This window comes from Blautia parvula, assembly GCF_020215665.1.
Taxonomy (GTDB): Bacteria; Bacillota; Clostridia; order Lachnospirales; family Lachnospiraceae; genus Blautia; species Blautia celeris.
Genome location: NZ_CP084061.1, coordinates 3,682,903 through 3,704,011 on the forward strand (window position 1 = coordinate 3,682,903; position 21,109 = coordinate 3,704,011).

Genomic DNA, 21,109 nt, shown 5'->3' on the forward strand with positions numbered 1-21,109 from the left:
TTAGTTTCTGTATTTCCGCTTCTTTCCGAAAATCACCACTGCTCCTCCTGATAATACCAGAAGTCCGGCCATAAGTGCAAGCGGTGTTTCATCGCCTGTCTTGGCACCGGAAGATTTTTTATTTCCGTTTGTTGTGGTGGTATTCTTCTTTTTGGTGCCGGGAGTGCTGGTTTTCTTCAGGTTCCTGACTGCCTTCTCCAAAGCCGCCTGCGCCTTGTCTACCTGAGACTGTGTTGCATCCTCATCCTCCAATACCGTCTTCGCTGCCTCCAGTGCCTTTTGGAAGTTCTTCCAGCTTGTGCTTGTATAACTTCCCTGCTTGTCATCTTTATGCTTATCATAGAGTTTCTGCAGTTCTGTCTTATCAGCCTTTTTGGAATCCGTCTTCTCCTTCAGTCCCTTCACTGCGCTTTCAAGAGATGCGGCTGCCTCATTGATCTCTTTCTGGGTTGCAGAATCATCTTTCAGGACCTTATCCGCCTTTTTCAGGGCAGCGGTAAATGTTTTCCAGGACTCATCCGTATAATTGCCCTGCTTGTCATCCTTGTGGGCTTTATAGAGTTTTTCCAGAGCGGTTTTGTCGGCTTTGATCTCCGGATTTTCCTCAAGTGCCGCGATCGCAGATTTCAGAGCTTTCTCTGCATCGTTCACTGTATCTTGGTCCACATCATTGTCCAGAGCATTCTTTGCATCTTTCAGCGCGTCTGTAAATGCCTTCCAGCTTGCGTCCGTATAATTGCCCTGCTTGTCATCCTTGTGGGCTTTATAGAGTTTTTCCAGCGCCGTTTTATCGACTTTGACCTCCGGATTTTCCTCAAGAGCTGCAAATGCATCTTCCAGCGCTTTCTTAGCATCATTTACTGCTTCCTGGTCCACATCACTGTTTAAAGCTTCCTCGGCTGTTTTCAGCGCGTCTGTAAATACCTTCCAGCTTGCGTCCGTATAATTGCCCTGCTTTTTATCCTTGTAGGCATCATATACTTTCTGCAGTTCTTTTTTGTCTACAGCCGGAGCCGGTTCGTATTTCTCCAATGCATGAAACGCCTCTGTCAATGTATCTGCTGCTGCCTTGATGGAATCTTTTGTGGCATTTGCATTTACTTTCTCCAGTCTGGCAGCCAGAACCGCATTCCGGTATGCCTTCCAGGAGGCTTCTGTGTAATAGGACTCTTCCTCTGCAGGAGTAAGGGCCAGAGCTGTATCAATGGCGGTTGTATCCAGCTCTTCTTTTGCTATTGTATATCTCTCGTACAGGGAAACATCATCCAGCAGGACAGACGCGGCGTCACTGTTGACGCTGAGGCTTATCTTATTGTATTCCTTTGTGGTAAATGCAAGTTTTACCTTTCTCCATCCTTTATCGGAAGCTTCTGACTCGGGTTTGGCATTTCCAAGCTTGATGTCACCTGTATGAGTAACATTGTTATGATGTTTTGCCTCAATAGCAACTTTGTCAACATCGGAATCATTGCATTTTATCCAGGCTTCACATATATATTCTGTATTAGCCTTAACCGGAACCTTGCCGATCTCCGAGTACGCTGTCCCTTCACCGGTCTTCTCCACTTTAAGACTCTGTTCACCACTGTGGGCATCCTCTTTTGTGACTCCTACACGGCTCTGCCATTCTCCCCAGTCGGATTCTTTTTTCTCAAAGCCTGCATTATCATTATCAGGATTATACTCTTTCAGGATATTGTCTGCTGAATCCGGAGTATTTTCCTTTATGTCATCCTTCTTCATCAAGTCTTTTACCGCATTTTCCAGCCTTGCTGCATAGCTGTCGATCATATCCTGTGTCACAACAGGGCGGGCAAGTGCCGTTTTCGCAGCTTCCAGAGCCTTCTGCATTGCGGTAAAACTGCCGGATTCAAAATCAGCTTCCCGGTATGCTTCTGCCATGGCTGTCAGGGCTTCCAGATATGTCTTGTCCACTTCCGGCCGCTCTGCTTCGCTTTCACCCTGGTATTCAAATGCACCCATATCCAAAACTGCTGTTCCGCTTTCTCCCGTATAAGGAGCGGGATTGCCTTCATAGTCCTTATTTTCAATGGTGATCTGTGTCGGTACCAGTTCATCTGCTACTTTCGGCATAGATTCCTGGGGAACCGGCATATAATCCATACCTGCATCAATACAGGGTGAGGTGGATTTAAGCTTGAATCCATCCGGACTTCCCAGGGTCACCGTATTGTCGGAAAAACTTCCTTCTGTATAGTTTGTCGGATCTGTAAACTGAGGATCTGCGATGACAGCACCCTGGTCCTCATCTACCGGATATATATCCGCAATACTTCCGTATACACAGTTATTGGCATAGGTGACACCGTCGTTATTTACGAATTCATCACTGTCGCCGCAGAAGATATTGTTGTAAATATCGGTTCCGCTGGACGGAGGAGTTCCCCATGATGCCTGCTCTACTGCATTTATCTTGTACCCATGGTTCCAGTACATGGTATTGTTGTAGAACTGGTTGCCGATACTTCCGTATTCACCGATACGCAGAATGCGGGCGCCGTTAAACAGGCCGTCGTTTACACTGACATTGTATCTTGCAACTGCATTGACCGTGTAGTTCGGTCCCGGACAGGACATCCAGAAGCCGCCTTTGTTGTCATGGCTGTAATTGTACTGATACATAACATTCTGGTTGCCGTAGTCAAAATCAAATGCCATGCCATCCTGATAACTCTCCGTATGGGCCGCCTCATTGTACTGCATGGTCACATTATTGCAGTCCCACATCCATATAGCCGCATGGGCAGGATTTCTGCTGTAATCCCAGTCCTCGCTGGCGCTTTTCACGATCAGGTTCTTCTCTGCAATACCGCCGTCTGCATTGATCAGGACGATGCCGTCACCGGCTACATCATAGACATAGTTCTCTGCCACATATACATTTGGCCATCCGACCCATCTTCCTTTTCCGGCTTCCTGTGAACCGCTGCCGCCGACTAATACTCTGGATGCCCAGGAGCTTTCCATATAAATAGCCTCATGGCAGACATTTTCCACCTTATTGCCAACGATAGTCAGGTCTGTAAAACTGGATTCAACCGCATCTCCGGTCACCAGGGCGATCACGCCGCCTGAGCCTTTCTGGGCGCCGCCCTGCATGTAGCCGTTGACATTATGCACATAGTTATTTTTCACAACAACACCCGGCAGATCCCCTGCATCGTGGTTTTCCACAAGGATACCAGTGAGCAGATACCGGCTCTGTTTCTTATTGGCATTGTCTTTTACCAGGTCTGCCGCGTCAGTCTCCCAGTTGGTCACTTCCAGGTTCTGAACTGTGATGTAACTGGAATTGTAAATATGGACTGCTGCCACATCCTGCTTCGGTGCGTTCTTATTGGTCTGCCACGGATTACCGCTGCCGTTGATAACAGGGTCTTCACCCTCGCCGTATCTGTCCACATAAACAGGGTTCTCCGGGGTTCCTGCTGCCTCCTGCAGTTTAAGCTGCTCACCGTTCCATGTACAGCCGGCTTTTAAAAGAAGTTTTCCCCCTGCCCGGAGACGGAGTCTCTTTACGTTCGCAAAGGTCTTCCATGCCTGCTCCGGTGAGGTTCCGGTATTGGAGTCATCCCCGCCAGCCGCATCAATATAGAAGGAATCGCTGCTTGTGATCGGAGTATCCTCATCCGGAATATCAGGAGTGTCAGGATTTTCCGCCTTTACGAGCCTGATATTTCTGGCCTTTGCAGTTCCTTTTGTCAGCCAGACACTGATATTCTTTGACGTTTCCCCTGCCGGCATCTGGAATTTAACAGAAATGGTCTCCCACTCATTTGTCTTTGTATTTTCCGCAAAAGACTTATCTGTTTTGTCTGTCCCTGGTTTCTTCTGGGCTATGGAAATGGCATTTGCAGTGTCCGCATACACCTCTCCGCTCAGTTCATACCAGGCTCCCGCTTCCAGGCCGTTTACATCCCGGTTAATACCATTGGCTTCTTTACCGGCATCAAATGAGCTGTAGTTAACGCCATCCTCCTGCCCAGTAGTGATCACTGCAGTATTCGGCCATTTTCCCCAGCCGTTTAACCCATCTGAGAAGTCACCGTTTGTCAGAAGATTGGTCTCCTCCTGTGACCCCTGCTGTTTCTCCAGGCTGCTGACAGTGTTCACCAGCTCTGCTGTAATGGCGTCCACTTCATCCTGGTCTTTCTGGGCTGCTTCATAGGAATTGGCATCTAAAAATGTCTTTGCCTCGTCTGTCTTGCTCTGAAGCACTGCAAGAGATTCCGGTGTATAGATATCTGTCTGTCCCAGCTTCTCTTCCGCATCGGTGACTGCTGCATTCAGGTCAGACAGATTCGGTGCTTCATACAGTTTTACATCATCTGCAAAAGCATCGCCCGCATTTGCGTTCAGCCAGGTATACACATTTGGTTTCCGGGCGCCTTCCCACATGGTAAAACGCACAGCAACTTTAACCCATTGGTTCACTTCACTCTGTGACTGTACGGCAAACTGCGGGTCACTGCCTTTTCCCTCATCCTCATGAAATCCTATAGAATAAGAACCCGGAACAGTCTGGTAAATCTGTGCTGTAAGCCAGTAATCCTTTCCCGGTGTCAGTGCAATATCCTGTGTCACCTGTGAGCCGTTGCCCTTTGCATTTTCTCTCAGACAGAAGCTGCCCTCCGCAGGCTGGATAACTTCGCTGCCAACCCGCTCCATGCTGGCCCCTCCGTCCTGGCACCAGCCATTTCTTATCCATCCGTTTAGATCTTCTTCTTCAAATCCTCCATTTACAAGCAGGCCTGCTGCAGGTTCTGCTTTGACCGGCACAGCTATTGTTATATTCCCCATAATCATAGCCGCTGCCATCAGAATGGAAACTCCTGATTTCCATTTTTTCATCATTTTGACCTTTTCCTCCTTCAATTTGAGTTTTTGTTTATTCACTTCTCAAAGTAGGCATCCCTCCTCTGCATCTTTTTACCGTCATTTGCACTGCTAATGGGGAAATTTATCCCATTTTTTATATAGTATCACAAGGGATGTATCTGTTTTTTTCAAATTCAACCATATTTTTAACAAATTCAACCATCTTTACTAAAATTTTATCCAATCCTCCTTTTATTAGAGTTAAACTTTTACGACCGTACACATAAACTAAAAGAAAAGGCCATTTTTATGAGTATACATGTTGTTTCCCAAGGCGAAACTATTGCCGACATCGCCGCAGAATACGGCGTATCCCCAAACCGTCTATCCTTTGACAACCAGTTAAGCGAGCAGGACCATCTGGTGGCAGGCCAGGCTCTGCTTGTACTTCAGCCTGATGTGATCCACGAGACCGCCCGGGGAGAAACCATTCCCTCTATTGCAGCCCGGTATGGTGTCCATCCCCTGCAGATTGTGCGGAACAACCCCTTCCTCACCAGCCAGCCTTTTCTCAGACAAGGACAATATCTGGTCATCCTTTACCGGGGACAGTCTGACAGACCTCTGACGGCTGACGGATATGCTTATCCTTTTATCAATAAGAGGCTTCTGGGGGAGACGCTGCCCTACCTGGGATATCTGTCGATTTTCTCCTACGGTTTTACTGAATCCGGGGAACTGATCCCCATTGATGATGAGCCTCTTCTTGAGGCTGCAAGGGTATACGGAACAAAAAGTGTATTTGTGCTGACGCCTTTTTCGGAGGCAGGGACTTTTAACAGCAATCTTGTCACGGTCGCTGCTCAGAATATGGAGGTTCAGGAAAATCTTATAGATAATATACAGAGAACCGTACAGAGTAAGGGATATTCAGAAGTAGATGTGGATTTTGAATATATAAGGGCAGAGGACCGCCTTGCCCATGTGGAATTTGTCCGCAGACTGACACAGAGAATGAACGCCATCGGCATTACCGTCTCCGTGGCCCTGGCCCCGAAAGTATCCGCAGATCAGCCGGGACTGCTATATGAAGGAGTGGATTACAGGCTTCTGGGGGAAGCTGCCAACTCGGTACTGCTTATGACGTATGAATGGGGATACACCTACGGGCCGCCTATGGCCGTAGCTCCTATTCCATCTGTGAGACGTGTCCTTGAATACGCGGTGACAGAGATCCCTCCGGAGAAGATATCCATGGGCATACCAAATTACGGATATGACTGGCCTCTGCCCTTTGTCCGGGGCGAGACAGCCGCCGTGAGCATTGGCAACCAGGAAGCCGTGGCTATTGCTGCCGCCAACAACACGGTCATACAGTACGACGAAGTCTCGCAGGCACCGTTTTTTGAATATGAGGCCCAGGGCATATCCCATATTGTATGGTTCGAGGACGCGCGCAGCATCCTCGCCAAATTCCAACTGGTAAAGGAGTTCGGATTTCCCAGAGTGGATTACTGGCAGCTCATGCGGCCGTTCCGTCAAAACTGGCTGCTTCTCTGCACGGAATTCTCGCTGTCAAACCCGGCTTAAACAATTGCAGAGATACCGGCGGGCCGCCCGGGCAGATTGGAAGTACGGTGTTTTTCCCCCCAGAATATATCCGGCAGCCTCCTCCCACTCTTTCAGTGAGTATTCTTCTGAAGATATTCCGCATACGGCATCATAGATCTTCCCCCTGCTGATATAGCCGTGCAGATCCGACAGCATTGCTGTTCCGCTTTCCCTTGCCAGTCTGTCCAGTAAATTCTCCTTCACGCCCCGCACCTCCTCTGTCTTTCTTCATAAAAACCACATAATGGTGGTTATGTGGTCACAAATCTGAAATCCAGACTTCTGTGCCTCCCGCTAAAGATAACAATCATGAAAAAAGACACAGGAAATAAACCGGCGCTGTCGCAGAGATGCCTCCGGTTTATTCGCTGTGTCTTTTCTCATCTTACCCTGTATAAAATGTTGTATTTTAAACGGAAGCATGATAAAATTGCTATGTATTCAAGTTGAAATCATAAGTTCATTTGACCACATAACCACCATTATGTGGTTTTTTATATTCTAAGAACTACAAGCCCCATTCTTTCTACTTGTTTTGCATGTTCCAATCCGCTTTCCATTGTATAAATGCGGGTAGTTGTCACGTTAGAATGTCCCAGAAGATCCGCAAGCCTGGACAGATCCTTTTCCATATGATAATAGGTTCTCGCAAACAGGTGCCGCAGATTATGAGGAAACACCTTCTCCGGTTCCACGCCGGCACTGCAACACAGGTTTTTCATATCTCTCCAGATATTGGAGCGGTCAAGAGGTTTTCTGTTTTTTGTGCGAAACACAACGCCTTCTTTGATTCCATGCTCCCGGCAGTATTCCTGCAGAGCGCGGCTTAATGCACCGGGCAGAAAAACCGTACGTTTCTTTCCTTTGCAGTCCACCACAGTCCGCCCGGTCCTGGCTGTTTCCAGCGTGATAAACTGCAGCTCCGAAACACGGATGCCCGTGGCACAGATTGTCTGCAGAATAAGGGCAAGACGGCAGTTCTGCTTTTCCTCGGCTGCTTTTACCAGACGGATGTACTCCTCCTTTGACAGCTCTTTCTCCGGTTTCGTAAATATCTCCCTCTGTATTTTCAGCGGTTTTACTCTGTACTGGGGATAACCGGCCCATTCCAGGAACCCATTCACTGCCGCCAGCATGGAATTTACACTGGCAGGAAGATACGTCTGTGTCAGCTTTTCTTTCCAGCACACCAGGCTCTCCTTTGTCACCGCTTCCCCCTGAAGAAAAATAAAGTAGGATTTCAGGTCACGCATATACTTTGTGATGGTATTTCTGCTTCTCTCTTCTTCCACCAGATAATTCTCATAGTCCCTCACAAGACCTGTTTTATCCAGCCTCAACATACCCGGTACATTTCCATACTCCATGATTTACCAACCTTTCTGTCACATTCCAAACCTTGCGTCAATATCTGTCACCTGTTATTGTACCGAACATCTGGAATATATATACATTTAATTTTTCTCCAAATGGCGCACGAATTCGATATTTGTTGTTGAAATGGTAAACGCAGCGAGATGATTACATGGTATAATAATAGTGGAAATTTATGTCTGGAGGTGTAGCACTTGAAAATTGCAATTGTAGATGACCAAAAAAAGGACCGGGAGGAGTTAACGGAAACTCTGATTCCCTATTTACATACATTAGATTTTGAAACAGAATTGTGCGAATACGAAAGTGCCGAAGCGTTCCTGGCAGATTTTGAGAAGGACGAATTTGACATATGTTTTATGGACATTTACCTGAAGGGAATGGATGGAATGACTGCAGCCAGATTCATCGCCCGCAAAGATCCTAACTGTTTTATCATTTTCCTCACAACCAGTCCTGACTACATGGCTGAAGGATATGATGTGAGGGCATGGAGATATATTGTAAAACCCCTGCACAAGGATGCCGTCAGAAAAATACTGGAACCATGCATAGAACAAGTTGTGCTTTCCCGGCGCTACCTTCACGTAAAATCAGACAGGCAGGAGCTGGACATTCCCTATTCCAAAATTTATTATATTATCACTTCATGCAGAAACACGATCATTCATCTGAATGATATTCAGATCACAGTCTCATCCAGAACCTCATTTTCCGAGCTCACGGAGCCGCTGCTGAAAGACTACCGTTTCTTTTGCTGCAACAGGGGGATTCTGGTCAATCTTTCAAAAATAAAAAGTATGGACAAAGATACCCTCATCCTTATGAACGGAGAGCAGATACCTGTGAGCAGAAACAAAATCAGAGATACAAAATCCGCATATCTCCAGGTAGCCTTTGAACATATATAGGAGATACCTATGAAAAAAAAATATTTCTCTCTTCTCGCATATATTTTGTTTCTGACCGTCGTTTTCATTAACCCGGTACAGGCTGAACCCGCTGATATTGTACTGTATTCTTTTGACCCTCAGGACGATTATGACTGCTTCATGGAATATTCCTGCTATGCAGGCGAAGATATGTCCTACATAACGGAAGAACTCTCAAATCTCAAAGTAAATGCCTGTACAAAAAATCCATTCTCTGCTTCTCCGGATACTGTATATTATCTGCAGGCAGACTGGTCTATAGAAGGACAGGCACAGACAGACACAGAATATGATAATATCCACTTTACACTAAGCAGCACACCCGGCAGGTATGAAATAACAGGGAAAGTTATCATTCCCCGTGGTTTCCGGCTTGCGGAAGACTTACAGCCGCCCACGGTCCGGGTTTACATCAACGTTCTGGCTGAAGAGGAAAAGAAGGAGATCACCAATCTGAACATATCATCCAACCTCACCGAGATACTGCATCCGGAAATTGTATATAAGGATAACGAAAATTATATGGATGATCTCTCTTCTTCGTTTTACAGTGATTGGATTGGCACTACATCTGATTTATCGCAGTTTGCCCTTCTGGATATAAACTGGGATTTCAGTTCAGTGGATATCAGCCATGAAGGAACTTACGAAGCCCGTCTGACCTTATCCATCAATGAGGAATTTGAAAACAGGTTTTATATCGCGGACGAAAATGCCTGCTATACCAAGACTATATATGTATCTGATGCAGAAAGCTGGAATTTTTATGTTACCATAATCAGTCCTGAATTTTTTTCCGCCGAACTTTCCAGAACCCCGGCTGTATGGTATGACCTGGAAGTCTACTGCCTCCAAAGCGAGAAACCGCTTGATAAAAACGCTGTCCGTTACAGTGAGTTTTCACTCTGTGACACCCCCGAATTTATAAGGTTAACTCCGGGCTATATCTCTTTTAAACGCAGCCAGCTTGATCTGAATACATATTATTATTTTTTCTTTAAGGCAGAAGGGGAATACAGCAATGTTATATGCATTCTGGATAACGGAACGAATCAGGTATTCTCTACTATGGAAGGCAACCGGGACGGCGGCGACTCTGCAGAGAGGCCGGATACCCCTGAAATTAATCAGCCTGTGCCTGACCCACCCGATACAGAGAATCTCCCTCAGTCACAGCCGGATACGGACATTCCCCCTCAGTCACAGCCGGATACGGACGGCACTCCTCAGCCACAGCCGGATACAGACACTCCTCCTCAGCCACAGCCGGATACGGGCACTCCTCCACAGCCGGATACGGACATTCCCATTCCGGACAGGCAGACAGATGCCAGCGGCAGTGAGGATGGAACAGAACCGGATGATTCCTCATCAAATGGCAGCAAAGTTCAGCCGGTCAAAGACAAAACAGCCCCTGCAGACAGAATGGCCGAATCGAAGAGACCCCAACAAAACACAAGCTCTGACTCCCCTTCAGAAAAGGCGGGAAAAGGTATAACCGGGATCTCAGGGACAAGATTGTCCTATCTGTATCAGGAATACGGGGATTACATTCCATTTTCAGCCCAAAATATAACAGTAAAAATCCCTTCCTCATATTTAAAGGGATTAGATATGAAGAACTCTGATATCCTTACCGTAGACATTCAAAAATCGGATGACCTGTCCTTCCGACTGCGTATACTGGTAAACAGCAGGGAAGTATTTCCCCATACCGACATGAAGGTTACCGTACGGATCGGCAGCAGTCAGATGCCTGATACCCTGTTTTTTGAGGGAAAAGAAACCGATATTGAGATAACGGAAGTAAACGGTTACGCATCTTTTGAAATACAGACCTCCGGTTTCTACGAGTTAAAATATCAGGACGATTCCTCATTAAAGTGTCCTAAAAAAAGAAAGGCAGTTCCCGCCGTCATACTGCTGGTATCCGCCATAGTTATACTATCCGTTTATTTTCTGCATTCCAAAAGAAAGCAGGTGAAAAACAGAATATGAAGCTGCGCAAAAATCTAATACGTACTATTTCAGCCTTTTCCCTCAGTGTCATTTGTTTCTTTCTGTTCCTTTTCTTTCTCTATGAAAAGGACAATAAATATACAGACAGTTGTCTGCAGCCAATCAGCGGCATACTCTGTCCAGATGAGGAATCCCTGGAAAAAGACATCTTTTATCTCACAAATCAGTGGCAGTTTTATCCTGACGCGAGCCTGACACCCCGGGACTTTAAGCAGGGATTGCCTGATATGCCGATGGAATTTATCACAATAGGAAAATACAATGATTTTTCTCTGGGAGACAGGGACAGGTCACCATACGGGAGGGCCACATACCGGATGTCAGTGGAGCTTCCTCAGAAAAGCAGGGTATACTCCCTGTATCTGCCGGAAATCTTTTCCTCCTATCGGCTGTATGTCAACGGTACATTGCTTACTTCCATGGGAAACCCGGATTCAAAAGACAGAAAAACAGGAATACAATCCGTCTCCTTTTCTGCCCGGGGTTCTGTTGAAATACTGATTCAGGCTGCCAATTTCAGCCACTACTACAGCGGTATGACATACCCGCCCATTTTCGGACTGGAAAAGAATATATGGCGATATCAGTATACCCGGCTGTTCCTGCACAACGTAGTTATAATTCTTGTCTTTCTGCTGTGCCTGTTTTCTGCATATTTCTTCCTGAAACTGCGGGACAAGAGAGCAGGGACTTTCTCTCTGATGGCTCTGTTGGTGACCGTTTACATTTCCTACCCGGTCTTCTATACATTTTTCAGCCCGGGCAATACTGTGTGGTACGGGCTGGAGCTGTTCACTACATATGCCATATATTTTTTATATGTCTATCTGCAGAATACTTTTTTAAACTGCCAGGCAAGGGGATATCGGATTTTCTCTGTGTTTCTGCTGCTGTTCAGCGCAACAGCCTTTCTATACGGCACATTTGGAAGCGCATTGCCTGCCGTACATGCTGCTTTCCCCTATGCTGTAACTGCTGTAAAGATTCTTGTATCTCTCTATCTGGCAGCTAATGTAGTGTATGCCGCAGTCTGCGGGGAGAATTTCTCTTTCTTTGTCCCTGCCCTGACCGGAATCGTATGCGTCTCCCTCTGGGCTGACCGCATTTTCCCTCTGTATGAGCCAAAATACGGAGGATTCTTTCCGGAATACTGCAGTCTGGCTGCTGTCACAGCCGGCGCCTTTTTCCTGTGGTCACAGCTCGCAGACGCTTACAGGCTGAATCATTTTTACGAAGAAGAAAGAAAGCGCCTGTCAACACAGGTGGCAGTGCAGAAGGCACACTACGGTGAACTGACCGAAAAGATAGAGGAATCTGCCAGGCAGAGACATGATATGCGCCACCATATGCTCACTCTGTATCAGTTTCTGGAAAAAGGCGAGGCGGAACAGGCCATGCATTATCTGGCAGGCTGCGATATCAACCAGGCAGCAGCAAACAGGGTAACCTACTGCAAAAATCCCATTGCCGATGCTCTGCTGCAGTATTATAAAAACATGTGCAGCCAAAATCACATTGCCTTTCTGGTCACCCTGGAAATGCCCCAGGACCTTCCCATTGAGGATATTGATATCTCAATTCTCTTTGGCAACCTTCTGGAAAACGCCTACGAATCCTGCCAGGAGTACCAGGGCGAACATCCGTTTATAAAAATAAGGGGAAAATACGGGGAGAACGGATTCCTTGTACGTTTTGAAAATACATTTTCTAATCCGCTAAAGGAAACGAATGGAAAGTTTTATTCAACAAAACATAACGGACCGGGAATCGGAACAGAATCGGTAAAGAAAGTAGTACAGCAGTACCAGGGGACTGTGGAGTTTGCCAGGGAGGGGCATGTCTTTCAGGTCTCCATCATACTGCCCATTTAAAAAAAGCAGACGGCCATTATTTCACAGGCCGCCTGCTTCAGTCACTCAACCATAACCGTCAGTTCATCATCTCCAAGGACTTCCCAGGTAAAGTTTTCATTTCTTCCTTCCACTCTGAGTTTAATGGCAGCGCCTGTCCTCTCCGCTCTTACTTCCATGACTGTACATCCTCTAACATCTGTAACAGAGGCCTCCGCCTTACTTCCCTCATCCGGAAAGTACAGAAGCAGGTTTACACCGTCTGCATAGTCGTAATCCGGCCTGTCACAGTTTCCACCCGCCGGAATAATACTGCCGGGACGTACAAGAAGGGGAAGGGTAAAGTAATCATGGCTTTCTTTCTGCCAGCCGCCGCCTGTCAGAGTCTTCCCTGTCAGTATATTTATCCAATTCCCTTTCGGAAGATAATATTCAACTTCCCCGGATTCCCTGAACACAGGTGCAACAAGAAGCGAGTCGCCCAGCATATACTGCTTATCCAGTGTTTCACAGCAGCGGTCCTCCGGAAATTCCAGGAACATCGGCCTCATCAAAGGGATTCCTTCCTCATGGGTTTTTACCGCCTGACTGTAAAGGTAGGGCATCAGCGCACATTTTAACTTAACAAATCTGCGCAGCACATCACACGCCTCCTGGTCAAACACCCAGGGAACCCGGTATGAGGAGGAACCGTGCAGACGGCTGTGCGTGCTCAAGAGTCCAAACTGGCACCAGCGCTTGTATATATCAGCGGAAGCTGTGTTTTCAAATCCGCTTATATCGTGGCTCCAGAAACCAAAACCGGCACACGCAAGGGAAAGGCCGCTGCGGATGGTCTCTGCCATGGACGGATATGACGCGGAACAGTCACCGCCCCAGTGTACAGGGAATTTCTGGCCTCCCACTGTAGCTGAACGGGCAAAAAGAACTGCCTCGCCCTCTCCTCTTTCCCTTACCAGCAGCTCAAATACTGCCCTGTTATATAAATATGTATAATAATTATGCATTTTTACGGGATCTGAGCCGTCATGGTATACAATATCCCTGACCGGTATGCGCTCACCAAAATCCGTCTTAAAACAATCCACTCCCATGTCCAGCAGTTTCTTCAGTTTGCCCTGATACCAAGCCGCTGCGTCCGGATTGGTAAAATCCACAATTCCCATACCTGCCTGCCACATATCCGTCTGCCATACATCACCGTTCTTCTTTTTCAGAAGATATCCCTCCTTCATAGCCTCCTCAAACAGGGGGGATTTCTGGCCGATATAGGGGTTGATCCAGACACATATTCTGAGCCCTCTCTCATGGTACCGCTTAAGCATACCCTCCGGGTCCGGAAATGCAGCCGGATCCCAGGTGAAATTACACCATTCATAAGCCTCCATCCAGTAACAGTCAAAATGGAACACATGAAGGGGAATATCCCTGTCAGCCATTCCCTGTATAAAACTGCCGGTTGTCCCCTCATCATAATCTGTTGTAAAAGAGGTGGTAAGCCAGAGGCCAAAAGACCAGGCCGGAGGAAGTGCAGGTCTTCCCGTCAGTTTCGTGTACAGTGCCACCGTTCCTTTGGGGGTATGCCCGTTCACGATGTAATAAGCAAGCCGCTCGCCTTCCACGGAAAATTGTACTCTCTCCACCTTTTCACTTGCAATTTCATACGAGGCATCCCCCTCCTCGTCAAGAAGTACTCCATACCCCTTATTCGACAGATAAAAAGGGATATTCTTATAGGTGATCTCACTGGCTGTTCCGCCGTCCTCATTCCACATCTCTACACTCTGCCCGTTTTTTACAAACGGCGTAAATCGTTCTCCCAATCCGTAAATATATTCATCTACATCAAGGGCAAGCTGTTCAACCATATATACTCTGCCGTTGTTTTCATTCTTCATGTATGCCATATTTCTGAATCCTGTATTCGTCAGCTCCCTGTCACCGTCCAGAAAACGGATTCCCCAGGATTTCGGCCTTTTGTCTACAACAGCTGTGGTCCTGCCGCTTTGAAAACTTATGATATTCTCATCTTCCTCTATCACTACACGAGGAGCACACTGGACAGTTTCAGCAGATGGCCCTCTTGAGACCGTCCCCTCAAAGTGAGTAACCGAAACTTTTATGATATTCTCTGCAGGGCTTGTCAGACGAATGGTGAGAAGCCCCTGATTCAGACAGTCACCTCTGTCAGCAATGTGTCTGCCCGGAGCATAGATGACCAGTTCCCCATTCTTTACTTTATGTGAGGAATATTCTGCCGCGTAAAGCGGCGTGATTCCTTTTTTTACACACCAGTATCCGTCCGTAAATTTCATTTTCCGTCTCCTTAATTTCCGAATGACAGTTCCTCTGCGATTCTGCACAGTCTGTCATAACATCTGTCAAAAAACATCTGATAAGATTTGCAAAAGCAGTTCACAGCCTGTCCCTGTTCCTCCTCCACACGGTTTCTGTGGCAGCCGCCCCGGCACACAAAATAGTACCGGCAGTTTTTACACCGTGCAGTTTGATTGCGGGAATTCTCCACAAACCCGGATACTGCTCTTTTTTCGTATATTTCCGCAAAGGAATTTTGATTGAGATTTCCAATGCCGTATCCATCCAGTACATAAAAATCACAGGGATATACGCTGCCGTCCGCCTCCACCACATTCTGCAGACCACAGACGCCGTTCTGTTCACATGCATCAGGATAGCTTCCCATTAATATAGCAATATAGTTTTCAAACTGACGTATATACGGTTGTCTTCCCTTTCGGTAATCCATATACCACAGCTCAAATAAATCTATCAGAAACCTGCCGTACACTTCAGGTTCCAGTCCATATTCACCGCCTCGTCCGTCATTTTCCAGGGAGTCCAAACATGCGATATACTGCTGGTAAGAAAAGCCCCATTTCCTGTACTGCTCATAAATCCTGGAGATTCTGGGCGCTGTTTTTTTGTTGACTACAGTCAGGACATTAAACTCCACATGATATGCCTTCAGCATCTGCGCTGCCTCAAATACTTTTGAAAATGTACCGTTTCCGTCTTTATCCCTTCTGCAGGAATCATGTGTGCATCGGATTCCGTCTATGGAAAGCCCTACAAGAAAATGGTTTTCATGGAGGAAACGGCACCAGGATTCATCCAGAACATATCCGTTGGTCTGCAGCGCGTTCTGAATCACCAAAGAATGCCTGTTATATTTTTTCTCAAGCCTTATCACATTTTCAAAAAATCCAAGACCGGCAAGCGTCGGTTCTCCGCCCTGAAAGGCAAAGGTACATTGCCCTTCCGCGAATTCCAGTGATTTTCTGATCACATTTTCCAGGGTCTCCGGGGACATGAGCCCCAGATTCCCTTTTTCCCTGTGATTTACTTCATCCGTATAGAAGCAGTAGGTACATCTCATGTTACACAAACCTGACGCAGGCTTTATCATCACATTTAACGCAGGCACTTTTCTTTTCCCTCGCATTCACTCTTAATTTAAACGGTACGCCATCTCCATAGTGAAGCGGGCGCTCTCCCTGTCTGTTTCAGGGATTACAGTATCTATAAAACGTTCTATCACATTTCTGTCAATGGAGCGGATACCCCCTGCACTGCAGAATTCTTTGAACTGTTTTACCAGTTCCTCTTCCTTCATATAAGGTGAGGCTACATTTTTCAAAGCTGAGAACTGCCATTTTGCAGGTTCTTCCCACTGATACTCCTCCAGACCGCTCACGGGGTCGTAGGTTTCCTTCTCTTTTCTCATCTCAAGGACCATCTCTGCGGTGACACACTCCTCAACCGGAAATCCCATGCGGCAAAACTGTTCCTTCGGTGCATCATTCTCCTTCATAAGCCGTATCATCGCATTTATCAGCTCCGCCTCTTTATCCGGGTCATCCAGAGGATGCTTCTGTTCGGGATCATTTTCCAGATCAAACAAAAGGTCTCCGTACCGGAAGCAGGATGCCACCGCTCCCCACTCCTCAGAGGACGGAATTTCCAGAACCGGACAGCCTTTTGTAAAGGAGAATGGCTGTCTCAGCTTCATACCCTGCAGTTTCTCCGGTGCCATTCTGGAACGCATGACAGTGGGCATAAGTGTGTATTCGGCCAACGGCTGATTTTCCTTTTTTGCCGGCCCCCTCATGTAAATATACCTGCCGTCAGTGATGTTGATCATTGACCCAAAGAGGCCGAATATTCCGTATTTTCTTACAGGTTTATCCGTTTTGATCACATCTCTTAATGCAGAGCCCTGCATATCCTTTGGAATATCGGTTTGGAAATAATCCAGAAGCGTTGGGGCCAGATCAATATTCTGCACAAGAGACTGCCTGCGTTCTCCTTTCACACCGCTTCTTGGGTCCCATATGAAAAGAGGCGTCCTGGCCATCTCATTGTATAGAGGCATAACCCCCTTTGCCCACCAAAGATGTTCGCCCAACATAAACCCATGGTCTGTATTCACGATCAGCATGGTGTCATCCCACATCTCATATTCATCCATCAGATCAAGGACCAGGCCCAGATAATGGTCACACATACTCAGAAGCGCCCGGTATTTATTGCGTACACCGGATACCACCTCTTTACTTTCTGTGACAGGACCGTAGGGTGGCCAGTCAAGAGGACACAGCTCCTCCCCCTCCATCCTGTAAAGTTCCTGATACTCTTCGGGCGAGAAGAAAGGTTCATGCGGGTCAAAGGTTTCAATCTGCAGAAACCAGTTGTCACAATCCTGATTCTCCCTGATAAATGCAAGGCCGTTTGAGAAGGTCTTCGCCTGCGGGAAATCCTTTTCTTCCTTTATATGTCTGCGGTTTGCACAGTCCTGACGCCTCATGTTATTTCCAATGGGATCTCTTGGAAACGGCCCGAAAGACCCCGGGTGATCCTCTGCCCGCACTTTCAAGTCAGCTTTCCATGGATCTCCCTCCTGGCCTCTTGAGCACTCCCAGGAATTATAACGTGTGTGGTAAGTAGCACCGCCATCCTCCCAGTAGTGCTGATGGTCTGATACCAGGTGGGTATAGATACCGTTTTTCTTCAGTATCTCCGGCATAGAATCATCAAAGGGTTCCAGAGGACACCATCCTCTGTGAAGAAAATTCAGTCTGCCTGTATGCAGTTCCCGTCTGGCCGGCATACACGGCAGGCTGCCCACATAGGAATTGTCAAATGTCACACACTTTTCCCCAAGGCGGCGGAAATTAGGCATCTTCGTCAGTTCATTGCCGTAATTGGGAAGGAAATGACGGTTCAGAGAATCGTACATCACCATAATTGCTTTCATAATTCAGTCTCCTCTCAGTTCTTCATTCCGGATGATACGATTCCCTGCACAAAGTATTTCTGCGCGCAGGCATATACGATCACCATAGGTATTACTGTGATAATGGTAGCTGCCATCAGGTAGTTGTAATGGGTCATGGAACTGCCCCGGAACATCTGCAGCCCAAGCTGCACAGTCTTCATCTTCTCAGACTGGGTCATAATAAGCGGATAGAAAAAATCATTCCATGTGGCAACAGACTTCAGGATCGTCAGTGTTGCCAGTATAGTCTTGGAAAGAGGCAGGTAAATAACAAAATATGTCTTTATCACACCGCATCCGTCTATCCTGGCCGCATCGTCCAGAGATGTGGGGAATGTAGAGTAAAACTGTCTGCACAGAAAAATACCGAATGCCCCTGCCAAAAACGGCACGATCAGGGAACCATAAGTATCAAGAAGACCTGTCCCGCCCTGACCCAGAATGTTATTGCCTCCGAAAAGCGGAGCGGAGCGCATCATGACATACTGAGGTATGATAATGGACTGGGGAGAGACCATCATTCCCAGCAGAACACTCATAAACAAGAATTCCCTGCCCTTAAACTTCAGCCTTGCAAACGCATACCCTGCCATTGAGTTAAAGATCAGACTTCCCACCACAGTAACCGCGGTTATGAACAGGCTGTTCTTGAAATACTGGAACCAGTCCCCCATGGCAAATGCCTGCCGGAAGCTTTCAATATTGCCGAAACTCTCGGGAAGCCATTTGAAGCTTGCCATGGAAATCTCAGGATCTGTCTTAAATGCTGTCAGCACTGTAAAAATAATAGGCACCAGCGTGATGAGAACCCAAATGATCAAAACAGCATAGCTGATTCCTTTCACCAGATTTTCCTTTTTCTTTTTTCCCATATCAGCCAAGGTCATTCTCGTCACCTCCACCAAATCTCATATTAATCAGAGTGATCGCAAAGATTATCACCATAAGCACCACAGCCTGCGCGGAGGCATAACCCATTTTATAGTATTCAAAACCGTTTCTGTATATTTGATGTGCAATTGTCGTTGTGGAGTTCATAGGGCCTCCGTTTGTCACGATCAACACCTGTCCAAAGACCTGGAAAGAGTTGATGCACGCCATGACGAACACAAAAAAGGTCGTGGGCTTTAACATGGGAATTGTCACATGAATAAACTTTTCCCATGCAGTGGCCCCGTCAATGCTGGCAGCTTCATACAGGTAATCCGGTATGCCCTGCAGCCCGGACAGGAACAGGATCATGTTGTATCCGGTGGTGCTCCAAATACTCATAATGGCTATGGAGATCATTGCCATGGAAGCACTGCTGATCCACGGCACAGCCTGCATTCCAAGGTCTTTCAGTACCTTATTGAGAATACCTGAGGTGGTATCGTACAGATACAGCCAGGCCATGGATACCGCTACCATGGAAAAGATATTGGGCAGATAGAAAAGCGTCCGCAGAAATCCTTTTCCTTTTAATTTCTGGTTCAGGAACATTGCCAGCGCAAGTCCCAGCAGCATAGCCGGGACAATCGCAAGCAAACAGTAAAACAGGGTATTTCCAACACTTTTTATAAAAATAGGGTCTTTTGTAAGCTGAATATAATTGCTGATTCCTACAAAATGGGCTTTGCTTAGGTTATAGTCTGTAAAAGACATGGCAATGGTCCAGATAACTGGAATCAGAACAAAAAACAGGTATATGAGATAACTGGGAGCGATCAGCAGATACGCCGCATTCTGCTGTTCCAGCTTTCCCCTCTTCTTTCCGATCCTCTTCATAATCATAGCCTCCTATTTACCGGCCTCCACAACTGCGTTCCACTGCGCTGCACTGTCCTTCAAAGCTGCCGCCGCATCTGTACCGTTAAACACGGATTCCATTGCCGGACCTATGTTAGACTGCGCCTCACCGAAATTGGGATGCATGGGTTTTCCGTAAGAAAATGATTTATCATATGAATATACAATATTCTCATAGTCCGGATTAATCTTAATATAATCCTCATTTAAGGACTTTCTTCCTGAATAGTGGCCTGCAATCTCAGCAAACTGTTTCAGGGATTCCTTTGAGAACATATGAAGGAGCATGTCTGCCGCCACATCGGGGTTTTTGGAGTTCGCATTTGCTGCCAGATAATCTCCGATCAGCAGCGTAGGCATTTCATTCTTTATACAGCCTATCTGTCCCGGGAAAGCACTGTCGTCTGTCACATATCCCTGGTTAGCATCAATCGCCATGGCTGCCACACCTGATGCCACACCTGTCGTACCTGCCGCGGCGTCCTGGAAGCATACATTTCCCGACTCATAAAGTTTGTTCATATACTCCATTGCCTGTATGCCCGCATCCTGGTCATAAACTGCCAGATAATCATCATCCCACAGCGCCGGTTCATCTGTAAACATTCCCATATAGGTAAAGAGCTCCTGTACTTCATCCGGGTCAATCTCCAAACCATAGGTCACAACATTGCCGCTGTCATCCCTGACTGTCATCTTTTCAACCAGTTTTTCAAAATCTTCGGGACTCTTAATATTAAGCTCCTCCTCTGTAACACCGTTCTGCTCAGCGATATCTTTTCTGTAGAAAACGGTTCTGTTGGACGGTTTGAATAAAGCATAGTAATCACCGTCGCGCTGACAGATCTCCAGGATATTTTCATAAAAATCGTCGTATCCGTCCCAGTCCTCCGGAAGATATTCACTCAGGTTCAGAAGGTTTCCCGCTCTCTGTACAGAACCGATCTGTCCGTATCCCAGCATAAAAATATCAGGACCGCTGGCGCCTGCAAGGCCTGTATTCAGCTTTGTAAAGTAATCGCTCCATGGTATGTAAGTGAGCTGATAGTCCACATCTGCGTTCTCCTCACAGTATGCATCCAGAACTGTTTTGTATGCCTTGTCTGCATCGGCATCACCACTGCCTGCGATCCAGATATTCATGACTGTTTTTTCTGTCTCTTTCCCACCTTCGGTTTTTGCTTTGTCAGAACCCCCCTGACATGCGGTACACAGCATCATGGCAGCCATTCCCAATGCGATCAAACTTTTTTTCTTCATACTTTTTTCCTCTCCATTTACCATTATTTGGTTAAGCGCTTTCTCATTTAAATTTTATTAATATTTTTATATATGGCAGCAACTTCACAAGATTTCCCCTGTTTCATGTGGCAATTCCTTCCTTTTATCCACGAATCGTT

At 46.7% G+C, this 21,109-nt stretch carries 13 protein-coding genes; 4 read left to right on the forward strand and 9 right to left on the reverse strand.

Annotated elements, in window-relative coordinates; translation table 11 throughout:
* Positions 1–4,875, reverse strand: a complete 4,875-nt coding sequence (locus LC508_RS16920; protein WP_118593916.1) for a carbohydrate binding domain-containing protein — start codon at positions 4,873–4,875, stop codon at positions 1–3.
* Between the two features lie 273 nt (positions 4,876–5,148).
* Here LC508_RS16920 and LC508_RS16925 point away from each other — a divergent pair, with 273 nt between their 5' ends.
* Positions 5,149–6,429, forward strand: coding sequence for a glycosyl hydrolase family 18 protein (locus LC508_RS16925; protein ID WP_103732484.1), 1,281 nt, complete (start codon positions 5,149–5,151; stop codon positions 6,427–6,429).
* Here LC508_RS16925 and LC508_RS16930 read toward each other — a convergent pair.
* Together LC508_RS16930 and LC508_RS16935 are read right to left on the reverse strand one after the other, a co-directional pair.
* Complete coding sequence (locus LC508_RS16930; protein ID WP_103732485.1) at positions 6,415–6,654, reverse strand: hypothetical protein; 240 nt, start codon at positions 6,652–6,654, stop codon at positions 6,415–6,417. The two genes, LC508_RS16925 and LC508_RS16930, sit on opposite strands and share 15 nt — an antisense overlap.
* A 290-nt stretch (positions 6,655–6,944) precedes the next feature.
* Positions 6,945–7,793, reverse strand: a complete 849-nt coding sequence (locus LC508_RS16935) for a tyrosine-type recombinase/integrase (RefSeq protein ID WP_103732486.1) — start codon at positions 7,791–7,793, stop codon at positions 6,945–6,947.
* A 225-nt stretch (positions 7,794–8,018) separates the two neighbouring features.
* Here LC508_RS16935 and LC508_RS16940 point away from each other — a divergent pair, with 225 nt between their 5' ends.
* The 3 genes from LC508_RS16940 to LC508_RS16950 are packed head-to-tail and all read left to right on the forward strand — an operon-like array spanning position 8,019 to position 12,646.
* Positions 8,019–8,735: a LytR/AlgR family response regulator transcription factor gene (locus tag LC508_RS16940; RefSeq protein ID WP_033139672.1), complete on the forward strand. Its 717-nt coding sequence runs from the start codon at positions 8,019–8,021 to the stop codon at positions 8,733–8,735.
* Between the two features lie 9 nt (positions 8,736–8,744).
* Entirely contained in the window at positions 8,745–10,754 is a 2,010-nt protein-coding gene (locus LC508_RS16945) for a hypothetical protein (protein ID WP_118593917.1), read from the forward strand.
* Complete coding sequence (locus tag LC508_RS16950) at positions 10,751–12,646, forward strand: GHKL domain-containing protein (RefSeq protein ID WP_054351364.1); 1,896 nt, start codon at positions 10,751–10,753, stop codon at positions 12,644–12,646. The genes LC508_RS16945 and LC508_RS16950 overlap by 4 nt, the downstream gene beginning before the upstream one ends.
* 41 nt (positions 12,647–12,687) lie before the next feature.
* Here LC508_RS16950 and yicI read toward each other — a convergent pair whose 3' ends face one another.
* Genes yicI through LC508_RS16980 form a run of 6 tightly spaced genes read right to left on the reverse strand, consistent with a single transcriptional unit; the run spans position 12,688 to position 20,969 of the window.
* Entirely contained in the window at positions 12,688–14,940 is a 2,253-nt protein-coding gene (gene yicI / locus LC508_RS16955) for an alpha-xylosidase (RefSeq protein WP_118593918.1), read from the reverse strand.
* An 11-nt stretch (positions 14,941–14,951) separates the two neighbouring features.
* Positions 14,952–16,070, reverse strand: a complete 1,119-nt coding sequence (locus tag LC508_RS16960) for an anaerobic sulfatase maturase (RefSeq protein ID WP_103732914.1) — start codon at positions 16,068–16,070, stop codon at positions 14,952–14,954.
* A 24-nt stretch (positions 16,071–16,094) separates the two neighbouring features.
* On the reverse strand, positions 16,095–17,900 hold the full coding sequence (locus LC508_RS16965; RefSeq protein WP_103732912.1) for a sulfatase: 1,806 nt from the start codon (positions 17,898–17,900) through the stop codon (positions 16,095–16,097).
* A 14-nt stretch (positions 17,901–17,914) separates the two neighbouring features.
* Positions 17,915–18,808, reverse strand: a complete 894-nt coding sequence (locus LC508_RS16970; protein ID WP_118593919.1) for a carbohydrate ABC transporter permease — start codon at positions 18,806–18,808, stop codon at positions 17,915–17,917.
* A complete protein-coding gene (locus tag LC508_RS16975) occupies positions 18,795–19,688 on the reverse strand; it encodes a carbohydrate ABC transporter permease (RefSeq protein ID WP_225305200.1) in 894 nt (297 codons plus the stop codon). Before LC508_RS16975 ends, LC508_RS16970 begins: the two co-directional genes overlap by 14 nt.
* A 12-nt stretch (positions 19,689–19,700) precedes the next feature.
* A complete protein-coding gene (locus LC508_RS16980) occupies positions 19,701–20,969 on the reverse strand; it encodes an ABC transporter substrate-binding protein (protein ID WP_158587281.1) in 1,269 nt (422 codons plus the stop codon).
* Between the last annotated feature and the right edge of the window lie 140 nt (positions 20,970–21,109).

Excerpts from the sequence above, each read along its gene's own strand:
- LC508_RS16950 (WP_054351364.1), top strand. The coding sequence starts at position 10,751 with ATGAAGCTGCGCAAAAATCTAATACGTACTATTTCAGCCTTTTCCCTC.
- LC508_RS16945 (WP_118593917.1), top strand. The coding sequence starts at position 8,745 with ATGAAAAAAAAATATTTCTCTCTTCTCGCATATATTTTGTTTCTGACC.
- LC508_RS16935 (WP_103732486.1), bottom strand. The coding sequence starts at position 7,793 with ATGTTGAGGCTGGATAAAACAGGTCTTGTGAGGGACTATGAGAATTAT.
- yicI (WP_118593918.1), bottom strand. The coding sequence starts at position 14,940 with ATGAAATTTACGGACGGATACTGGTGTGTAAAAAAAGGAATCACGCCG.
- LC508_RS16980 (WP_158587281.1), bottom strand. The coding sequence starts at position 20,969 with ATGAAGAAAAAAAGTTTGATCGCATTGGGAATGGCTGCCATGATGCTG.
- LC508_RS16965 (WP_103732912.1), bottom strand. The coding sequence starts at position 17,900 with ATGAAAGCAATTATGGTGATGTACGATTCTCTGAACCGTCATTTCCTT.
- LC508_RS16975 (WP_225305200.1), bottom strand. The coding sequence starts at position 19,688 with ATGAAGAGGATCGGAAAGAAGAGGGGAAAGCTGGAACAGCAGAATGCG.
- LC508_RS16925 (WP_103732484.1), top strand. The coding sequence starts at position 5,149 with ATGAGTATACATGTTGTTTCCCAAGGCGAAACTATTGCCGACATCGCC.
- LC508_RS16970 (WP_118593919.1), bottom strand. The coding sequence starts at position 18,808 with ATGACCTTGGCTGATATGGGAAAAAAGAAAAAGGAAAATCTGGTGAAA.
- LC508_RS16920 (WP_118593916.1), bottom strand. The coding sequence starts at position 4,875 with ATGATGAAAAAATGGAAATCAGGAGTTTCCATTCTGATGGCAGCGGCT.